Source organism: Streptomyces sp. WAC07094, from assembly GCF_036320405.1.
GTDB lineage: Bacteria > Actinomycetota > Actinomycetes > Streptomycetales > Streptomycetaceae > Streptomyces > Streptomyces lannensis.
The window spans coordinates 6,976,975-6,995,412 of sequence record NZ_JAVMJZ010000001.1 but is presented as its reverse complement, the minus strand read 5'-3'; the positions used below and the strand labels follow the sequence as shown (position 1 = coordinate 6,995,412).

Sequence of the window (18,438 nt, the reverse complement as noted above, 5' to 3'; positions counted from 1 at the left end):
GGCTGCACTACGACGTCGTACGACGGAGGCGTCCCACCTGCGGGTGGGACGCCTTCGCTCGTTCACGCCCGTCCGCGCCGATCGGCTCCTCGTGCCGGCGCTCCCCACGTGTTTGTACCCGGCGGTCAGGCCGGTCCGTGGGTGTGACCGCTCGGCGGTCCGTCCTCCCCGAGGTCGGGCGGAAAGCAGTAGTCGACACCGGACTCGGGTGGGACCAGGTCGCCGGACTCGACGTCGGTGCAGTAGGCGTCGAAGACCTCTCCTGCGGTGAGCGGCTCCAGGCGTCCGCCGCGCAGGCGCCAGCCGTGGACGCGGTCCGCCGTGTCTGGTGCGGACGTGCGCATGACGAGTCCGCCGGCGCTGTGCGTGGCGATGCCCAGGGCCAGGACGGAGGTGAATTCGAGGGCCTCCGTCTCGTCGACACGGGACGTGCCGTCGGGGCTTTCGCCGGCGTTGAGCACGGCGATGAGTGTTTCGGCCGGTGCCGAGACGCTGAGGACGAGATGGCGGTGGCCGGGGCTCGCGGTGTCGAGGATGCGGGTGAGGATCCGGGCGGCCCGGGCGAACGAGGCGTGTCCGATGTCCTCTCCGCAGGAGGCGCAGGTGCCGAGGTCGGCGAGGACGGTGGTCGCGTACTGCCACGTGGCCTGGCGTACGGCCTCGTCGACCAGGTCCGGGAGCAGTTCGGCCAGCGGCTGCCCCTCGTACGGAACGGTCGGCCCCGTCGCGGCCAGTTCCGCCGTGAAACGGGTGCGGCTGGCCGCGGCGTCCGGTTCCAGGCCGATGTCGGCGCAGAAATCCGCGTACTCCTCCGGGTCGAAGAGCGCGACCCTGGTGTGGCCGCCTTGGGCGGCGAGCGTCCTGAGCAGGGCTTCCACCTGCTCGAGGTAGGACGTGTGGTCCTCGAAGGTGAAGGTGCGGTAGCGCCGCATCGCGGTGAAGTCGTGGTCGTCGGTCAACAGGCCGATGGTGCCGGCGATTTCGCGACGCAGGACGCTGCGCATGCTCTGGTCGGTGTGCGGCATTCTTCCCCCTCTGTACGGTCGATCGATCCTCACTCACAGTAATCGTGACCACTGACAGCGACGCCCCGCGGTGGCCGTGCGGCCTTCGCGGGGCGTGCGGTCCGGGTACGCGGGGAGAGGGTCAGGCGCGCTTGCGGGCCAGATCCTCGTAGAAGTGCAGAAGATCCAGGTCGTCGATGGAGCCCGGGTTGACGGCCTTCTCCAGGCGGGTGCCCTGGAGGAGGCGCTTGACGGGGACCTCGATGCGTTTGCCGGTGAGCGTGTGCGGGATGCCCGGGACCTCGATGATCTCGTCGGGGAGGTGGCGCGGGGAGAGCTGTTCCCGGATGGTCTGCTTGATGCGGTGCACAAGGTCTTCGTCCAGGGCGGCTCCGGGCGCCAGGTGGACGAAGAGGGGCATCCAGTAGCCGCCGTCGGGCTGTTCGATGCCGATGACGAGGGACTCCTTGACCTCCGGAAGGCGCTCCACGGCTTCGTAGATGTCGGCCGAGCCCATGCGGACGCCCTGCCGGTTCAGTGTGGAGTCCGAACGGCCGTGGATGACCACCGAGCCGCGGGAGGTGACGGTGATCCAGTCGCCGTGCCGCCACACTCCGGGATACATGTCGAAGTAGCTGTCGTGGTAACGGCTGCCGTCGGGGTCGTTCCAGAAACGGATCGGCATGGACGGCATCGGGTTGGTGACGACCAGTTCACCGACCTCGCCGACGACCGGCCTGCCGCCGGGGTCCCAGGACTGCAGGTCGGTGCCGAGGCAGGGTGCCTGGAGTTCGCCGATGTACACGGGAAGGGTCGGGACGGCCCCGGCGAAACAGGAGCACACGTCCGTACCACCGCTGACCGAGGCGATCCACAGGTCGTCGCGCACCTCGTCGTGCAGCCAGCTGAAGCCGTCCGGCGGCAGGGGCGATCCGGTGGTGGCCACGCACTGGACGCGGCTGAGGTCGTGGTCGCGCCCGGGGTGCACGCCGGCCTTGCGGCAGGCCATGACGTACGCGGCGGACGTGCCGAAGAGGGTGGCCCCGGTGCGTTCGGCGATGCGCCATTGGGCACCGGTGTCGGGATGGCCGGGGCTGCCGTCGTAGAGCACGATCGTGGTACCCGTCAGAAGGCCGGAGACGAGGAAGTTCCACATCATCCAGCCGGTGGACGTGTACCAGAAGAAGCGGTCCTCGGGGCCGAGGTCGCAGTGCAGGCCGATCTGCTTGAGGTGCTCGACCAGGATGCCGCCCTGGGACTGGACGATGGCCTTGGGCAGACCGGTCGTGCCCGAGGAGTACAGCACCCACAGCGGGTGGTCGAAGGGGACCTGCTCGAAGACGGGCTCGGTGTCGGCGGAGGTCAGATCCGACCACTCCAGGGCGCCTTCGGGGGTGTCCGTCCCGAGAAGCGGGATGTGCACGACGGCACGCAGGGTCGGCAGTTCTCGGCGCAGCTCGGCCACGATCTCCCGGCGGTCGTGCTCCTTGCCGCCGTAGCGATAGCCGTCGACCGTGAACAGCACGACGGGCTCGACCTGTTGAAAGCGGTCCAGGACGCTGCGGGCCCCGAAGTCGGGGGCGCAGGAGGTCCACACGCCGCCGACCGCGGCCGTGGCGAGGAGGGCGACGACGGCCTGTGGGATGTTGGGTACGTAGGCGCTGACGCGGTCGCCGGGGCGTACGCCGAGCGCGCGCAGTTCGGCGGCCAGGGAACCGACCTGCCGGCGCAGTTCGGCCCAGGTGACGGGGCGGGGTTCGTGCGTCTCGTCGACGGCCAGCAGTGCGGGCTCGTCGGGGCGCGCGGCCGAGGCGCGCAGCGCGTGTTCGGCGTAGTTGAGGGTCGCCCCGGGGAACCATTCGGCACCCGGCATGGACCGGTCGCCCAGCACACGTGTGCACGGCGTGGAGAACCGGACCTCGAACCATTCCGTGACGGCTTTCCAGAAGGTGTCCAGCTCGTCCACCGACCAGCGGTGCAGGGCCGCGTAGCCGCCCTCGGCGGGTGCTCCGTGCCGCTCGGCCGCCCAGGCCTGGAACCTGGTGATCTGCGCCCGGGCGATACGATCGGCGTCGGGCTGCCAGAGCGGGGTGGGGTTCGCTGGGGTCATGGGGCGGCTCCCGGACTGTGCGCGTCGTGTGCGTGGTCCGCGCACGGGCTGGGGTGTGCGCGATACGCGGCTGACACGGACGATGCCATGTGATCGACTTCTGCACCAGGGTGCGCCACACATAGTTGGCATCGTGAAGCTGTGCTCCCGGCACGGGTGAACGACAGTTGAACGGCACCCGTGTACGGGGACGTCAATGGCAGGGTGAGCAGCATGGACGGTCGTGACCTGGTGCGTTCGGTGAAGGCGGTCGGTTCGGGGGGCGCGGCGCAGGGCCTGCGCACGGTGCGGGCCGCGTGGCGCAGGAGGCGTACCGACGCCATCGGGTTGGCGCGGCGGGGGGCGGAGCGGGCACGGGTGCCCGGGCCGGTGCAGGAGGCGGTGCCGGGGCCGGGCGGCGGTGTCGTGCGGTTCGCCCGTGCCGAACTGCGGATCACGGTCGCGGTGACCGGTGCGGTCTTCTGGGGATGGGACGGGGCCGGCCCGGAGCCGTCGTACGCCCTCGCCGGCCGCTGCCCCCGACCCGATCCCCGGGCCGCGTTGGAACCGGACAAGGACGGCGGCTGGCGGGTCGTGGCGGAGCGCGTCACGGTCATGGTGTCGCGGCACGGGGCGGTCGAGGTGCGGACCCCCGGCGGGGTGATCCTGCGCCGTGATCTGCCTCCGCGCTGGTGGGAGCCGGTGGACGGGGGCACCGCCCGCTGGATGCAGCGGTCCGAAGTGCCGTCGGACGCCCGGTTCTTCGGACTCGGTGGCCGGGCCGCGGGACCCCGGTTGCGTGACGGGACGTACCGGCTGTGGAACACGGATCCCGGGCAGCCGTTCGCGCCCGGCGACGATCCCCTGTACATCACGATGCCGGTGCAGATGGTGGTGGCCGACGCGGCCACGCATCTGGTGTTCCACGACACGTCCTGGGACGGCACGGTGACGTTGCGCGAGGGCCGGGAGGGCGCGGGCTCCGGGCACGACCGGGCGGGCGTCTGCGAGGTGCGGATGGACGGTGGGCCGCTGCGCTGCTGGGTGATCGTGGGCACTCCCGCGCGTGTGCTGCGCGTGTGGGCGTCGCTGACCGGGGCGCCGGCCCTGCCGCCCGCGTGGGCGCTGGGGCACCATCACGCACGGTGGGGGTTCGGCAGCGAGCAGGAGGTGCGGCGGATCGTCGCGGGCTACCAGGAACGCGACCTTGCCCTCGACGCCGTGCATCTCGACATCGACCACTACGACGGCCACCGGGTGTTCACGGCGGACCGGGACCGCTTCCCCAAGCTGCCGTCTCTCGCCGAGGAGTTGCGCCGGGACGGCATCCGCCTGGTGTCGATCGTCGACCCCGCGGTCAAGGCGGAGCCGGGAAACGCCGTGTACGACAGCGGGAGCGCCGAGGACGCCTTCGTGCGGGACGCCTCGGGCCGGATCGTCGAAGGCGTCGTATGGCCGGGGGACTCCGTCTATCCCGATTTCACCGACCCGCGCGTGCGCCGGTGGTGGGGCGGCCTGTACGAGGAGCGTCTCGGACAGGGTTTCTCGGGGTTCTGGCACGACATGAACGAACCGGTGTCCTTCACCGCCTTCGGGGAGAACACCCTGCCCCGCTCGGCCCGGCACTCGCTCGAGGGGCGCGGCGGTGACCACCGGGAGGGCCACAACGTGTACGCGTTGGGCATGGCCCGCGCCGCGTTCGAGGGGTTGCGCGCCCTCGTCCCCGAGGAGAGGCCGTTCCTCTTCTCGCGCTCGGGGTGGGCCGGAATGCAGCGCTACGGAGGGTCGTGGTCGGGGGACGTGGCCACGGGCTGGCCCGGACTGCGCGCCTCGCTGTCCCTGGTGATGGGCCTCGGGCTGTGCGGGGTCCCGTATTCCGGGCCGGATGTGGGCGGTTTCGACGGGAGCCCGTCGCCGGAGCTGTACCTGCGCTGGTTCCAGCTCGCCTCGTACCTGCCGCTGTTCCGGACGCACGCGAGCCTGCGGGCCGGGCGCCGTGAACCCTGGGAGTTCGGCGACGAAGTCCTGGAGCACGCGCGCGTGGCGCTCGCCGAGCGGCGCCGTCTGCTGCCCTACTTCGTCACGCTGGCGCATCTGGCGCGCCGTACGGGCGCGCCCTATGTGCGTCCGCTGTGGTGGAGCAACCCGGAGAACCGGGAACTGAGGGACTGCGAGGACGCGTTCCTGCTCGGCGACAGCCTCCTGGTGGCGCCGGTGCTGGAGGCGGGGGTGCGCCGCCGGACCGTGTTGCTGCCGCGGGGACGCTGGTACGACACGTCGACCGAGGTGGCGTATCGGGGGCCGGCGCACGTGGAGGTGGACGCCCCGCTGGGGCGCGTTCCGGTGTTCGCGCGCGCGGGCGCCGTGCTGCCCGTGCAGGGCGAGGACGGTGGTCTCGCGCTGGAGGTGTGGGCGCCGGCACGCGGCCGGTCCGGGGGCGGACTGGTGGTGCCGGACGCGGGCGACGGTTGGGCGGAACCCGAGATCGAGCGGTATGTCACGCGGTGGAAGGGCCGCAAGCTGGTGATACGGCGGGACGGGGAGGGCGACGGCGGGGAACCGGCGCGTCCGGTGCGGCTGCGGGGGCTGGGCCACGCATGACGCCGGTCGGGGCGCGCATGTCTGGCCCGCGCACCCTCACTTCCGCCGGGACCGGGGCGGGACGCTCAGGTGTCGTCCCGCCCATGGCTCATATGTAGCGGCCTTCGAACCATCCCTGCACCACCAGTGTGTGCAGCGGGAAGGCGAGTTCGGCCGGGCGGCGCAGCAGCTGCCAGCCCTCCGTCTCGTCCGTGGAGCCGGTGGGCGGCAGGTCGGCGGCGGGCCGCTCGGGGAGCAGACCGAACAGCAGGAGATGGCCGTCGGGCGAGCTCATGGCGTCGACGAGCCGCACGTCGCGGGCCGCCGCGTCGATGCCGGTCTCCTCCTTGAGTTCCCGGACGAGGGCATGTCGCCAGTCCTCGCGGTGTTCGATGAACCCTCCGGGGAGAGCGGTGCCCCCACGAGCGGGTGGGATGGTTCGGGTGATGACGACGAGGGCGGTGCCCTTGGTGTCGTACACGGGCTGGAGGGCCACCGCTACCGGAAGCGGATTGCGGTAGGCCACCGTGCCGCAGGTGGCGCAGGTGCGGGGCCAGTCGGAGACACCCTGGCCGAAGGGCGCTCCACAGCTCGAACAGTGCGAGCCCGGCACGGAGTCGGCGGATGCGAACGAGGATTCGGACACGGGGCGGACTGTATCCGATCACCGGGAGGACGTGCTCCGCGGGCGGCTCAGTGGGACTTCGTGAGCGACTTCAGGGACACCGGGAAGTCGAAGTACGTGTCCGGATAGGGCTCCGGCTTGTAGGTGTAATGCCACCACTCCTCGGCCAGGTTGACGAATCCGAGGGCCTCGAGGGTGCCCTTCAGCAACTGCCGGTTGGCACGCTGTTCGCCGGCGATCCGGGGGTCGTCGGTGTGGGCGAGGGTGTCGAAGCAGTCGAAGCCCGTCCCCATGTCGACGGAGTTGTCGGGGAAGCGCTCGGCCTTGGGTGCATGGCACGACACCAGTGGCTCGCCGGGGACGAAGGGCCGGGTCGGCCACGCCGGAAGGCGCACGATGGTCAGGTCCATGGTGGAGCCGCGGCTGTGTCCGGACTTCTCGGCGATGTAACCGTCCGTGAACAGACGGGTCTTGTCCACCTGCGGATAGAACTCGGCCTTCATCCTCTGGTCGTCGAGGTCCTTCGCCCAGCGGACGAAGTGGTCGACGGCACGCTGCGGCCGGTAGCAGTCGTAGACCTTGAGCGTGTACCCCTTGCGCAGCAGCTTCGTCTGGGCCTTGTGCAGTGCTTCGGCGGCGGGGCGGGTCAGGATGCACAGCGGCTGCCGGTAGCCGTCGACGGGTTCGCCGACGAAGTTGTGCGCAGTGAAGTAGCGGATCTCCTGGAGGATCGTCGGGTCCACCGTCCGCAGCGCCACGAAGTTCCCGGGCGCCTTGGGCTCCGGGGTTGCCCGGGCGGTGGCGGAGGCGGACGCGACGGCCAGGACTGCGGCGATTGCGGTGACGAGAGCGCGTACCGCGACGGGGAATCGTGTCATGTCCCTTCCAATATCAGCCCCGGGTGCCGAGGGGGAAGCCTTCGGCACCCGCACGGCCCGGGCGGTCCTCCACGACACCTGTCGGCCCACGCGAGCCCGTGGCAGACTTCTGATGATCCGTCAGAATCGCTTCGGTCGTCGTGGATTCCTTCCCGGGAGGCCCCATGCCGCATGCACGTACCCCCGTGGTCGCCGGATGGTTCACCGGCGAGGGGGACGACTTCCGCCTCGTCGGCACACGCTGTTCCGCCTGCGGCTCGGTGTTCTTCCCACGCGAGGACACCTTCTGCCGCAATCCCGAGTGCGAGGGGGGCGAGCTCACCGCGACACCCCTGTCCGGACGAGGGCGTGTCTGGTCGTACACCGACACTCGATACCGGCCTCCGTCACCCTATGTGACGAATCCGGAACTTCCCTGGGAGCCCTACGCGTTGGTCGCGGTGGAGTTGGAGGCGGAGCGGATCGTCGTGCTCGGGCAGGCCGCCGCGGGGGTGACCGTCGCGATCTGAGGGTCGGCATGGAGGTCGAGGTCGTGCCCGGTGTGCTGTACGAGGACGCGGAGACGGCCTGGACGACGTGGAACTGGCGGCCGACGGGGGTGACGGCGTGACGGACGATGTGGCGGTGCTCGGCGTGGGCATGCACCCCTGGGGCAAATGGGGGCGCGGCTTCGCCGCCTACGGAACGGCGGCGGCGCGGGCGGCACTCTCCGACGCGGGGATCGCCTGGCGCGACGTCCGTTCGATCGTGGGCGCGGGTACGGTTCGGGGCGGGTACCCCGGATACGTCGCGGGAGCCACGTTCGCCAAGGCGCTCGGCTGGCAGGGCGCGCGGGTCACCAGCGTGTACGCGGCATGCGCGTCGGGGGCCCAGGCCGTCTGCGCGGCGAGGGCGCACATCCTGTCCGGACTGGCGGACGCCGTGCTGGTGGTCGGGGCGGACTCGGCACCCAAGGGCTTCTTCCGGCCGGCGGGCGGCGACCGGCCCGACGATCCTGACTGGCTGCGGTTCCGGGTCCTCGGTGCGACGAATCCCGCGTACTTCGGGCTGTTCGCGCGCCGGCGGATGGCCGTCCACGGCGACACCGTCGACGACTTCGCCCAGGTCAAGGTGAAGAACGCGGCGCTGGGAGCGCTGAACCCGAACGCCCGCTACTGCAAGCGTGTCACCGCGGAGGAGGTCTCCGGCTCCCCGGTGGTCGCCGATCCCCTGCGGCTGCTGGACATCTGCGCGACGTCGGACGGCGGAGCCGCGCTCGTGCTGTCGAGCATGGAGTTCGCGCGTCGGCACGGGATGCCGGAACCGGTGCGTATACGGGCGGTGTCCACGGTGACGCCGCGCTACCCCGACACGGTGCTCGACCTGCCCGGTATCGCCACCGACTCGGCGGTGGCCGTGGCGCCCGCGGGCGAGACGTTCCGCGCGTCGATCGCACGCCACGCCTACGAGGAGGCGGGAATCGGTCCCGGGGACCTGTCCCTCGCCGAGGTCTACGACCTGTCGACCGCCCTGGAGTTGCAGTGGTACGAGGATCTGGCCCTGTGCGGCGAGGGCGAGGCGGTGAAACTGCTGCGGGAGGGGGCCACGGTGCTCGGCGGGCGCGTCCCCGTCAATGCCAGCGGTGGTCTCGCCTCCTTCGGCGAGGCCGTGCCCGCACAGGCGATCGCTCAACTGTGCGAGATCACCTGGCAGCTGCGTGGTGACGCGGGCGCACGGCAGGTCGCGGGCGCGCGGGTCGGGATCACCGCGAACCAGGGGCTGTTCGGGCACGGATCCGCGGTCGTTCTGGTGCGGTGAACGGACATGTGCAGATCCCTCGTACAGGCGGTCGAGCCGTGCCCGGGGAGGCGGGGACCGTACGACAGATGTTCGCCCGGGCCGACACAGGTCGTTCACACGCTCCGTGATCACCTGGGAATCCTGTGTGAACAGGTCATGAATTGGGCCTGGGAGTGCCCGGCAGGCGTCATCATGCTCCCGTGCCCTCCTGGACGGATGCTCTCCGGTTCGCCTTCCAGCCGGTGGTCAATCTGACGACCGGAGGCGTCGCGGCGCTCGAGATCCTCGCACGCCCGGAGTCCGGCGACGTCCTCGCACAGGCCCGGCGCGACCCCGAACTCGACGGCAGCCTCGCCGCTTTGGCGATCGGCGCGGCCGCGCGACGGGAGACCCTCCTCCCGCTGCACGTCAACGTGTTCGCAGCGACCCTCGCCGACCTCGGAGACCTCGCCGCGCTGCGGGACGCGGTGCACAAGGCGGGCCGGCTGCCCTGGGAGGTGACGGTCGACATCGTGCCGCCGTACACGCATGTGCCGCACCGGGCGCTGCTGGAGGCCGTCGCGGTGCTGCGCGCAGAGGGCTTCGGGGTCAGCGCCGACGGCGTCGGTGACGGCGACATACCCCTGCGCCTGCTGTCCGACATGGAACCGGACCTGGTGAAGCTCGATGTGTCCCTGCTGACAAGGTCCGCCGCGGTACGTGCCATGCGGACGCTGTGCGAGCAAATCGGGGCCCTGCTGTCGGTCGAGGGCGTGGAGACCGAGCTGCAGTGTGCGGCGGTACGGGCGGCGGGGGCGCATCTGGCGCAGGGCGACCTCTTCGCGCCGCCGTCCCGGCTGCCCGCCGCGGACGTATACGTTCCGACTCTTCCTGCCGCCGCGACCGCGACGCCCCGTACCGGGCCGTCGGTGCGGCAGTTCGTACGGCCCGCCGCGCTGCTGCCCGCCACTGCGTCGGCCGGACAGGTACGGGCCCTGCTCAACGGATCCCCGGACGTGTCCGGGGTGGTCCTCGTGGACCGGGCCGGAATCCCCGTCCGCTCGGTCCACCGTTCGCGCTTCCTGCTGTCGATGTCGGGGCGCTACGGCCACGCGCTGTACGCCGACCGGCCGGCCGCGAAGCTCGGCGATCCGCCGCGCACGGTCGGTATCGACGCCACGGCGTGGGAGGTGCTCGACGTGGTGGCGGACGGCGGGCGCGACCGCACCTCGGACGACGTGACGGTGGTCGACCGGGCCGGGCGGTGCGTGGGCGTCGTGCGGCTCGCCGATCTTGTACGGACCCTCTCCGAGAGCCGGGTCGAGGAAGCGGCCGGACTCAATCCGCTGACACGGCTGCCCGGTTCGGACGCGATCACGGGAGAGGTGGACCGGCGGATCGCGGACGGCCGGATGTTCGCGTTGAGTTGGCTGGACGTCGACCACTTCAAGCAGGTCAACGACGGGGCGGGCTTCGCCGCGGGCGACGAGTTGATCCGCGCGGTGGGCCGGGCCCTGCAGGGGGCCGCCTCCGGAAGCACCCGTGTGGGGCACATCGGCGGGGACGACTTCCTGGTCCTGGCCGACCCGGACGGACTCGATCCGCTCGCCGTGTCGATGCTGGACACGCCCTGGTCGGCCGGTGGCCGCGTCGTCACCCTGTCGCTGGCTACGGTCCTGTGTGCGCCGGGCAGCGTGGCCGACCACCGTCAGGCGGCCGCGTGGCTGGCCCCGCTGAAGCAGGCCGCCAAGGCCCTCAGCGGAGCGAGCTGGGTCCTCGGCCGGGCCGGGCTCCCCGGCCACGAGGTACGCCGCGGCTCGGCGGCCGCCCCGGCCCAGGCGGGCGGTCCTGTGTGGGCCTGAGGCCCGCCACGGCGTCCCGGTGACGCGTCCCTCGCCGTCGCAGGCTCCGGCGGCGCCCACCCCGCCGGCCGCCCCGCCGTGGAGACACCGGCCGCCGCGGCCACCATGACGCCGGTGGTACCGCCGAGGCCGCGGCCGAGGCGCCGGTGGCCGCCGCCCCGGCCGCGGCCTGCCTCAACCGTTGCCGTCCCCGACCTTGACGCTCTCCGGGCGCCGGTGAAAACTTCCGGATGTCAGTCGGCATCGTCGCATCAGGGCGCATTCGGCCGGCGCGCCCCCGGGACCCACGCCCGTACGAAGGGTCTTCTCCCGACGGACGGTTCCACTGCACAGGCACGCTCGTCGCGGACGCCGGGCGGGGCGCGGCACCTTCCCCGCCCTCGACTGAAGTCGCCGCGGGAAACGCACTCTGCACGGAGGACGGCCTCGGGGCGCAACCGCCCCGGGCGAGGGCCCAGGAGCCGCCATGACGCACGGAAGCATCTTCGTCGGCGAGTTGATCGGAACGGCCATCCTCATCCTGTTCGGCGCCGGTGTCTGCGCCGCCGTCACGCTCAACCACTCCAAGGCCAGGGGCGCGGGCTGGATCGTCATCGCCTTCGGCTGGGGTTTCGGCGTCCTCGCGGGCGCCTACACGGCCGCGCCGAAATCCGGCGCACACCTCAACCCGGCGGTGACCCTGGGCCTCGCCCTGACCGACATCATCGAGTGGGGGGACGTGCCGTACTACCTGCTGGGCCAGATGGCGGGGGCGATCCTCGGCGCGGTGCTGACCTGGCTGGTCTACTTCGCGCAGTTCCAGGCCAATGCCGACGAAGACAAGGCGTTGCCCACGCTCGGGATCTTCTCCACGGCCCCGGAGATCCGCAATCCGGTCGCCAACCTGATCACCGAGGTGATCGCCACCGTCGGACTCGTCCTGCCCATCCTGTTCTTCGGCAAGAACCCCGGCACCGGCATCGGCCGGATCCCCGGCACGACGGCGTACGGCTCGGGCATCGGGATCCTGATCGTCGCCCTGCTCGTCGTCGGCATCGGCCTCTCCCTCGGCGGGCCCACCGGGTACGCGATCAACCCGGCCCGCGATCTCGGCCCGCGCATCACCCACGCCCTGCTGCCGATTCCCAACAAGGGCACCTCGGACTGGGGTTACGCCTGGATACCGGTGGTGGGACCGCTGATCGGCGGGGCGCTCTCGGCCCTCGTGTACAAAGCAGCCTTCTGACCCTTTGACGAAGGGGACGTCATGACGGACAACGCCCAGAAGTACGTCGCCGCGATCGACCAGGGCACCACGTCCAGCCGCTGCATCATCTTCGACCACGACGGGGCGATCGTCGCGGTCGACCAGCGTGAACACCGGCAGATCTTCCCCAAGCCCGGCTGGGTGGAGCACGACGCCGCGGAGATCTGGGCCAAGGTTCAGGCGGTGGTGGCCGGCGCGCTCGCCAAGGCGGGCCTGCGTGCCGACCAGCTCAGCGCGCTGGGCATCACCAACCAGCGCGAGACGACCGTCCTGTGGGACCGGGCCACGGGCAAGCCCGTGCACAACGCGATCGTCTGGCAGGACACCCGGACGGCGGCCCTGTGCAACGAACTCGGGGGCTCCGATGGGCAGGATCGTTTCCGCGAGCAGACCGGACTCCCGCTGGCGAGCTACTTCTCCGGCCCCAAGGCGGCCTGGCTGCTCGACAACGTGCCCGGCCTCAGGACCCGCGCCGAGCACGGCGAGATCGCCTTCGGCACCATCGACTCCTGGCTGATCTGGAACCTCACGGGAGGCACCGAGGGGGGCCGGCACATCACCGACGTCACCAACGCCGGACGCACCATGCTGATGGACCTGGAGACACTCCAGTGGGACGCCTCCATCCTGGCCGCCATGAACATCCCCGAGGCGGTGCTCCCCGAGATCAAGTCGTCCGCCGAGGTGTACGGGACCGCCGTGGGCCTGCTCGCGGGGGTGCCCGTGGCGTCGGCGCTGGGCGATCAGCAGGCGGCCGTCTTCGGGCAGGCCTGCTACGAGGTGGGCACGGCGAAGAACACCTACGGCACGGGCAGTTTCCTGCTGCTCAACACCGGCAACCGCCCGGTACCGTCCAAGAACGGCCTGCTGACGACGATGGGCTACAAGATCGGCGGTGAGGCTCCGGTCTACTGCCTGGAGGGCTCGATCGCGATCACCGGCGCGCTCGTGCAGTGGTTCCGCGACCAGCTCGGCATCATCCGCAGTGCCGACGAGATCGAGACCCTGGCGGCGAGCGTCGACGACAACGGCGGCGCGTACATCGTGCCCGCGTTCTCCGGCCTGTTCGCCCCGTACTGGCGCTCCGACGCGCGCGGCGTCGTCACCGGTCTGACACGCTACGTCACGAAGGCGCACCTCGCACGTGCGGTGCTGGAGGCGACGAGCTGGCAGACGCGGGAGGTCGTGGACGCCATGTACCAGGACTCGGGGGTGCGGATCACCACCCTGAAGGTCGACGGCGGCATGACGAAGAACCAGCTGCTGATGCAGCATCAGGCTGACGTGCTCGGGGTGCCGGTGATCCGCCCGCAGGTCTCCGAGACGACCTGCCTGGGCGCCGCCTATGCGGCCGGCCTCGCCACCGGGGTCTGGAACGACCTCGACGAACTCACCTCGCACTGGCGGAAGGACGCCGAATGGACTCCCGCCATGGAGGCCTCGGCACGTGACCGCGAGTACCACAACTGGCGCAGGGCCGTGGAGAAGAGCCTCGGCTGGCTCCAGGACGGGGTGGACTGACATTCCCTCCCCGCGCGCCTCGCGTGCGCGGCTGCGGCTCGTACCCCGGTCGGCGGGGGTACGGGCCGCACGCGCGCCCCTGGGATCAGGTCGTGACGCGCGGGCGGCGGTCGGCCGTGTGCGCCATCGCATGCCGGACGACCTCGATCAGGACCTCCTTGACGGACTCCCGCTCACGGGCGTCGCAGAGGACGAGCGGGACGGCCTCGTCGAGGTCGAGGGCCTGCCGTACGTCGTCGGCGGGATGACGGGCCGCGCCGTCGAAGCAGTTGACCCCGACCACGAACGGGATGGAGCGGCGCTCGAAGTAGTCGACGGCGGCGAAGCTGTCCTCCAGCCGGCGGGTGTCGGCGAGCACGACGGCGCCCAGGGCTCCGGTGGCCAGCTCGTCCCACAGGAACCAGAAGCGGTCCTGGCCAGGGGTTCCGAACAGATAGAGCACCAGGTCCTGGCGCAGGGTGATGCGACCGAAATCCATCGCGACGGTGGTGGTGTTCTTGCCCTCGACGCCGTGGGTGTCGTCGACCGGGCGGCCCGCCTCGGTGAGCACCTCCTCCGTGCGCAGCGGTCTGATCTCGCTGACCGCGCCGACCAGGGTCGTCTTGCCCACGCCGAAACCGCCGGCCACGAGGATCTTGAGCGTGACGGGCTCGACCGGAGGCTTGCCGCGCTCACTGCGCCCGAGGACCATCGTTGTCTTCTCCTGCTCGCTGGGGGTCGCACGGCGGCGGTCCGTAGCCTCCGCCGCCCGGGGTCTCGACGACCAGTACGTCGCCGGGGCCCACGTCTGCCGAATCGCTGCCCTCGAGGCGCAGCACGGTCCCGTCCGCGCGCTCCACACGGTTGGCGCCGAGCGCCCCCGCCGTCCCGCCCGCCATGCCGTAGGGCGGGACCCTGCGGTGCTGGGAGAGCGTGGAGACGGTCATGGGCTCCTGGAAGCGGATCCGGCGTACGGCACCGTCCCCGCCGCGCCAGCGGCCCCGACCGCCGCTGCCGTACCGTACCGCGAACTCGTCCAGCAGGACCGGAAGTCGCCACTCGAGGACCTCGGGATCGGTCAGCCGGGAGTTGGTCATATGGGTCTGGACGACGCTCGCGCCGGGGAAGCCGTCGCCCGCTCCCGAGCCGGAGGCCACGGTCTCGTAGTACTGGTGCCGCTCGTTGCCGAACGTGACGTTGTTCATGGTGCCCGAACCCTCCGCCTGTACGCCGAGCGCCGCGTACAGGGCGCCGGTGACGGCCTGTGAGGTCTCGACGTTGCCCGCGACGACGGCGGCAGGGTGCTCGGGCGCGAGCATGGACCCGGCCGGCACGACGATGTCCAGGGGGCGCAGGCAGCCGTCGTTGAGCGGGATGTCGTCGGCGACGAGGGTGCGGAAGACGTACAGGACAGCGGCGTCGACGACCGAGAAGGGGGCGTTGAAGTTGGTGGCGAGCTGGGGTGAGGTGCCGGTGAAGTCGACGGTCGCGGAGCGCTTGTCGCGGTCGACGCGCACACGGACGTGGATGACGGCACCTGAGTCGGTCTCGTAGGCGTACTCGCCCTCGTCCAAGGCGTCGATGACGCGGCGCACGGCTTCCTCGGCGTTGTCCTGGACGTGCTTCATGTACGCCTGGACCACGTCCGTCCCGAAGTTCTCGATCATGCGGCCGACCTCGTCGACGCCCTTGCGGTTGGCGGCGATCTGGGCACGCAGGTCGGCGAGGTTGGTCTGCGGATTGCGCGACGGGTGCGGAGCCTCGGTGAGCAGGCGGAAGGTCTCCTCCTCGCGGAATCGGCCCTCCTCGGCGAGCAGCCAGTTGTCGAAGAGGACGCCCTCCTCCTCGATGGTGTGGCTGTGCGCGGGCATCGAGCCCGGTGCGATTCCCCCGATCTCGGCGTGGTGCCCGCGGGACGCGACGTGGAAGAGGATCCGCTCACCCTCCGTGTCGAAGACGGGGGTGATGACGGTGACGTCGGGCAGATGGGTGCCGCCGTGATAGGGGTCGTTGACCGCGTAGGTGTCCCCGGGGCGCATACGGCCGGCGCGCCGTCGGACGACCTCCTTCACGCTGGTCCCCATCGAGCCCAGATGCACCGGGATGTGCGGGGCGTTGGCGACCAGGTTGCCCTCGGGGTCGAAGAGCGCGCAGGAGAAGTCCAGGCGTTCCTTGATGTTGACGGACTGGGCCGTCGACTCCAGCCGGGCGCCCATCTGTTCGGCGATGGACATGAACAGGTTGTTGAAGACCTCGAGAAGAACGGGATCCGCCCGAGTGCCGAGATCGGAACTCTCCGTGATCGCCACACGTTCCATGACGAGATGCCCGTCGTCGGTCGCCGCGGCCCGCCAGCCTTCGTCGACGACGGTCGTCGCACTCGGCTCGGTGATGATCGCGGGGCCCGTGACGGTCTCGCCGGGGGGCAGGTGCTCCCGGCGGTGCAGAGGCACGTCGCGCCGGACACCGCCCGTATGGAGACGGACGGTCTCGGGCGCGGCGGTACCGCCTTCGTACGGGGCGAGGGCGGAGAGATCGGGGGGATCGGTGATGCCGGTGGCTTCCACGGAGAGGGCTTCGACGACGACCGGCCGGTCGAGCGTGAAGGAGTACGTGGCGCGATGGCGTTCTTCGAAGGCGTGCCGCATCGTGCCGGGGTCGGTCAGCTCGACCGTGAGCGTGGTGTCCGTCCCGTCGTAGCGCAGCTGGGCCCGGCGGACGACCCGGATGCGCTCCTCGGGGACGTCCTCGGCCAGGAGTTCGGCTCGGACGGCGCTCTCCAGGTCGCCGGCGGTCTTGAGGATCCCCGGCATCGAGGGGGCCTCCAGGGGCGCCTCGACGGACTGTTCGCGCATGGCCGTGGTGTCGGCGAGGCCGATGCCGAGAGCGGAGAGCACCCCGGCCATCGGCGGGACGAGCACGGTGCGGATGCCCAGGGAGTCCGCCACCCTGCACGCGTGCTGGCCGCCCGCTCCGCCGAAGGTGGTGAGCGCGTAGCGGGTGATGTCGTGGCCCTTCTGGACCGAGATCCGCTTCACCGCGTTGGCGATGTTGGCGACGGCGATCTGCAGGTACCCCTCGGCGACCTGTTCGGGCGTGCGGTCGTCGCCGGTCCGCTCGCGGATCTTCCGCGCCAGTGCGGCGAAGCGTTCGCGGACGATCCCCTCGTCCAGGGGCTGATCGCCGTCCGGGCCGAACACCCGGGGGAAGTGCGCGGCTTGGATACGGCCGAGCATGACGTTGGCGTCGGTCACCGTGAGCGGACCGCCGCCGCGGTAGCAGACCGGCCCCGGGTCCGCGCCCGCCGAGTCCGGCCCCACACGGTAGCGGGAGCCGTCGAAGTGCAGGATCGAGCCGCCGCCGGCGGCCACGGTGTGGATGTCCAGCATCGGCGCGCGCAGCCGTACGCCCGCGATCTGCGTGGTGAAGACCCGTTCGTACTCGCCCGCGAAGTGCGAGACGTCCGTGGAGGTGCCGCCCATGTCGAAGCCGATGACCCGGTCGAAGCCGGCGAGCTGCGACATACGCGCCATGCCCACGATCCCGCCCGCGGGACCGGAGAGGATCGCGTCCTTCCCGCGGAACTGCCCCGCCTCCGCGAGCCCGCCGTTGGACTGCATGAACATCAGCCGCACGCCCTCGAGTTCGTCGGCGACGTGTTGGACATAGCGGCGCAGGACGGGCGAGAGGTAGGCGTCGACGACGGCGGTGTCACCGCGCGGGACCAGCTTCATCAGGGGGCTGACCTCGCTGGAGAGCGAGATCTGCGGGTAGCCGATACGGTCGGCCAGCTCCCCGACGGCCTGCTCGTGGGCGGGATGCAGATGACTGTGCATGCAGACCACGGCCAGGGCGCGGATCCCGTCGTCGTAGGCCTCCTGGAGCGGTCCCGAGAGGGCGTCGAGGTCCGGGACGCGCAGGACGGTGCCGTCGGCCGCGATCCGCTCGTCGACCTCGACGACCCGGTCGTACAGCAGCTCGGGCAGTTCGATGGCGCGCGCGAAGATGTGCGGACGGTTCTGGTAGCCGATCCGCAGGGCGTCCCCGTAGCCCCGGGTGATGACGAGGAGGGTGCGTTCGCCCGTGCGTTCCAGAAGCGCGTTGGTGGCCACGGTGGTGCCCATGCGCACGGCGTCGACGGGCCCGTCGTCCTGGAGGAGTTCGCGTACGCCCGCCACGGCCGCGTCGGCGTACCGGTGGGGATTGTCCGACAGGAGCTTGTGGGTGAGCAGGCGGCCGTCGGGGCGCCGCGCGACGACGTCGGTGAAGGTACCGCCGCGGTCGACCCAGAACTGCCAGCCCGTGGTCACGTCCGTCTCTCCGATCCCACTGCCCGGAACCGTCGCCGCAGAGTGATCGGCACACCGCGGTCGGTCCTCGACGACCCGTCAGATCATAACGGGCCGGGCATCCACCGCAGGCCCCACACGACGCGAGCGGCCGTCGCCCCTCCCGTACGAATGCCTCCGCGCGCTCACCCGGAGCGCGCGGAAGCCGGGGTCACAGAGCCCGCAGACCGCTGATCACATCACGCAGGATGCTCTCGTCGACCAGTTCGGCGGGGGGCACGGGGCGCGTCACATGCACCAGGCCCTCGTCCGCCAGATCACCCACGAGGACCCGCACCACACCGACGGGAAGATTCAGTTCGGCGGCGATCTCGGCGACGGACTGGGGCGCGTCACGGCAGAATTCCACGATGTCCACGTGCTCGGGGGACAGCGCGGGATCCGCCTCGGGATCGTCCACATGCGGCTCCGTGACGACCACCGCGATCAGGTCGAGGCGGTGCTGGGCCGCATGGCTGGTGCGGCCGCGCGTCATGGCGTACGGACGGACCACCGGCCCGGCCTCGTCGTCGAACCAGCGACTGCTTCCCTGATCGTCTCCGCTCAT

General features: G+C 71.2%; 12 protein-coding genes and 1 pseudogene. 6 read left to right on the top strand and 7 right to left on the bottom strand.

What is annotated here, in order from left to right; translation table 11 throughout:
* Positions 1 to 125 precede the first annotated feature (125 nt).
* On the bottom strand, positions 126 to 1,025 hold the full coding sequence (locus RCR19_RS31090; protein WP_331268127.1) for a hypothetical protein: 900 nt from the start codon (positions 1,023 to 1,025) through the stop codon (positions 126 to 128).
* Positions 1,026 to 1,146: 121 nt separating this feature from the next.
* Entirely contained in the window at positions 1,147 to 3,114 is a 1,968-nt protein-coding gene (locus tag RCR19_RS31085) for an acetoacetate--CoA ligase (RefSeq protein WP_331268126.1), read from the bottom strand.
* Positions 3,115 to 3,327: 213 nt separating this feature from the next.
* On the opposite strand from RCR19_RS31085, the gene RCR19_RS31080 reads away from it, so the two are divergent.
* Positions 3,328 to 5,694 (top strand): TIM-barrel domain-containing protein, encoded by a 2,367-nt coding sequence (locus RCR19_RS31080; RefSeq protein WP_331268125.1) that lies wholly within the window; start codon positions 3,328 to 3,330, stop codon positions 5,692 to 5,694.
* Positions 5,695 to 5,782: 88 nt separating this feature from the next.
* Here RCR19_RS31080 and RCR19_RS31075 read toward each other — a convergent pair whose 3' ends face one another.
* Both RCR19_RS31075 and RCR19_RS31070 read right to left on the bottom strand, forming a co-directional pair.
* The gene (locus tag RCR19_RS31075; RefSeq protein ID WP_331268124.1) at positions 5,783 to 6,319 is read right to left on the bottom strand and encodes an NUDIX domain-containing protein; all 537 of its coding nucleotides are present in this window, start codon (positions 6,317 to 6,319) and stop codon (positions 5,783 to 5,785) included.
* Between the two features lie 47 nt (positions 6,320 to 6,366).
* Positions 6,367 to 7,176, bottom strand: coding sequence for a M15 family metallopeptidase (locus tag RCR19_RS31070; protein WP_331268123.1), 810 nt, complete (start codon positions 7,174 to 7,176; stop codon positions 6,367 to 6,369).
* A gap of 185 nt (positions 7,177 to 7,361) precedes the next feature.
* Here RCR19_RS31070 and RCR19_RS31065 point away from each other — a divergent pair.
* From RCR19_RS31065 to glpK, 5 genes and pseudogenes are all read left to right on the top strand, one after another.
* Positions 7,362 to 7,786, top strand: a pseudogene (locus RCR19_RS31065) (zinc ribbon domain-containing protein).
* The gene (locus RCR19_RS31060; RefSeq protein WP_331268122.1) at positions 7,783 to 8,973 is read left to right on the top strand and encodes a lipid-transfer protein; all 1,191 of its coding nucleotides are present in this window, start codon (positions 7,783 to 7,785) and stop codon (positions 8,971 to 8,973) included. The pseudogene RCR19_RS31065 and the gene RCR19_RS31060 overlap by 4 nt, the downstream one beginning before the upstream one ends.
* A gap of 182 nt (positions 8,974 to 9,155) precedes the next feature.
* On the top strand, positions 9,156 to 10,796 hold the full coding sequence (locus tag RCR19_RS31055) for a GGDEF domain-containing protein (RefSeq protein ID WP_331268121.1): 1,641 nt from the start codon (positions 9,156 to 9,158) through the stop codon (positions 10,794 to 10,796).
* 466 nt (positions 10,797 to 11,262) lie between these two features.
* Positions 11,263 to 12,021, top strand: a complete 759-nt coding sequence (locus RCR19_RS31050; protein WP_331268120.1) for an MIP/aquaporin family protein — start codon at positions 11,263 to 11,265, stop codon at positions 12,019 to 12,021.
* 21 nt (positions 12,022 to 12,042) lie between these two features.
* Positions 12,043 to 13,563: a glycerol kinase GlpK gene (glpK, locus tag RCR19_RS31045; protein ID WP_331268119.1), complete on the top strand. Its 1,521-nt coding sequence runs from the start codon at positions 12,043 to 12,045 to the stop codon at positions 13,561 to 13,563.
* An 85-nt stretch (positions 13,564 to 13,648) separates the two neighbouring features.
* Here the strand turns inward: glpK and RCR19_RS31040 are convergent, their stop codons facing one another.
* From RCR19_RS31040 to RCR19_RS31030, 3 genes are all read right to left on the bottom strand, one after another.
* Complete coding sequence (locus tag RCR19_RS31040) at positions 13,649 to 14,254, bottom strand: ATP/GTP-binding protein (protein ID WP_331268118.1); 606 nt, start codon at positions 14,252 to 14,254, stop codon at positions 13,649 to 13,651.
* A complete protein-coding gene (locus RCR19_RS31035) occupies positions 14,235 to 17,852 on the bottom strand; it encodes a hydantoinase B/oxoprolinase family protein (protein WP_331268117.1) in 3,618 nt (1,205 codons plus the stop codon). The genes RCR19_RS31040 and RCR19_RS31035 overlap by 20 nt, the downstream gene beginning before the upstream one ends.
* 190 nt (positions 17,853 to 18,042) lie before the next feature.
* The gene (locus tag RCR19_RS31030) at positions 18,043 to 18,438 is read right to left on the bottom strand and encodes a DUF742 domain-containing protein (RefSeq protein ID WP_331268116.1); all 396 of its coding nucleotides are present in this window, start codon (positions 18,436 to 18,438) and stop codon (positions 18,043 to 18,045) included.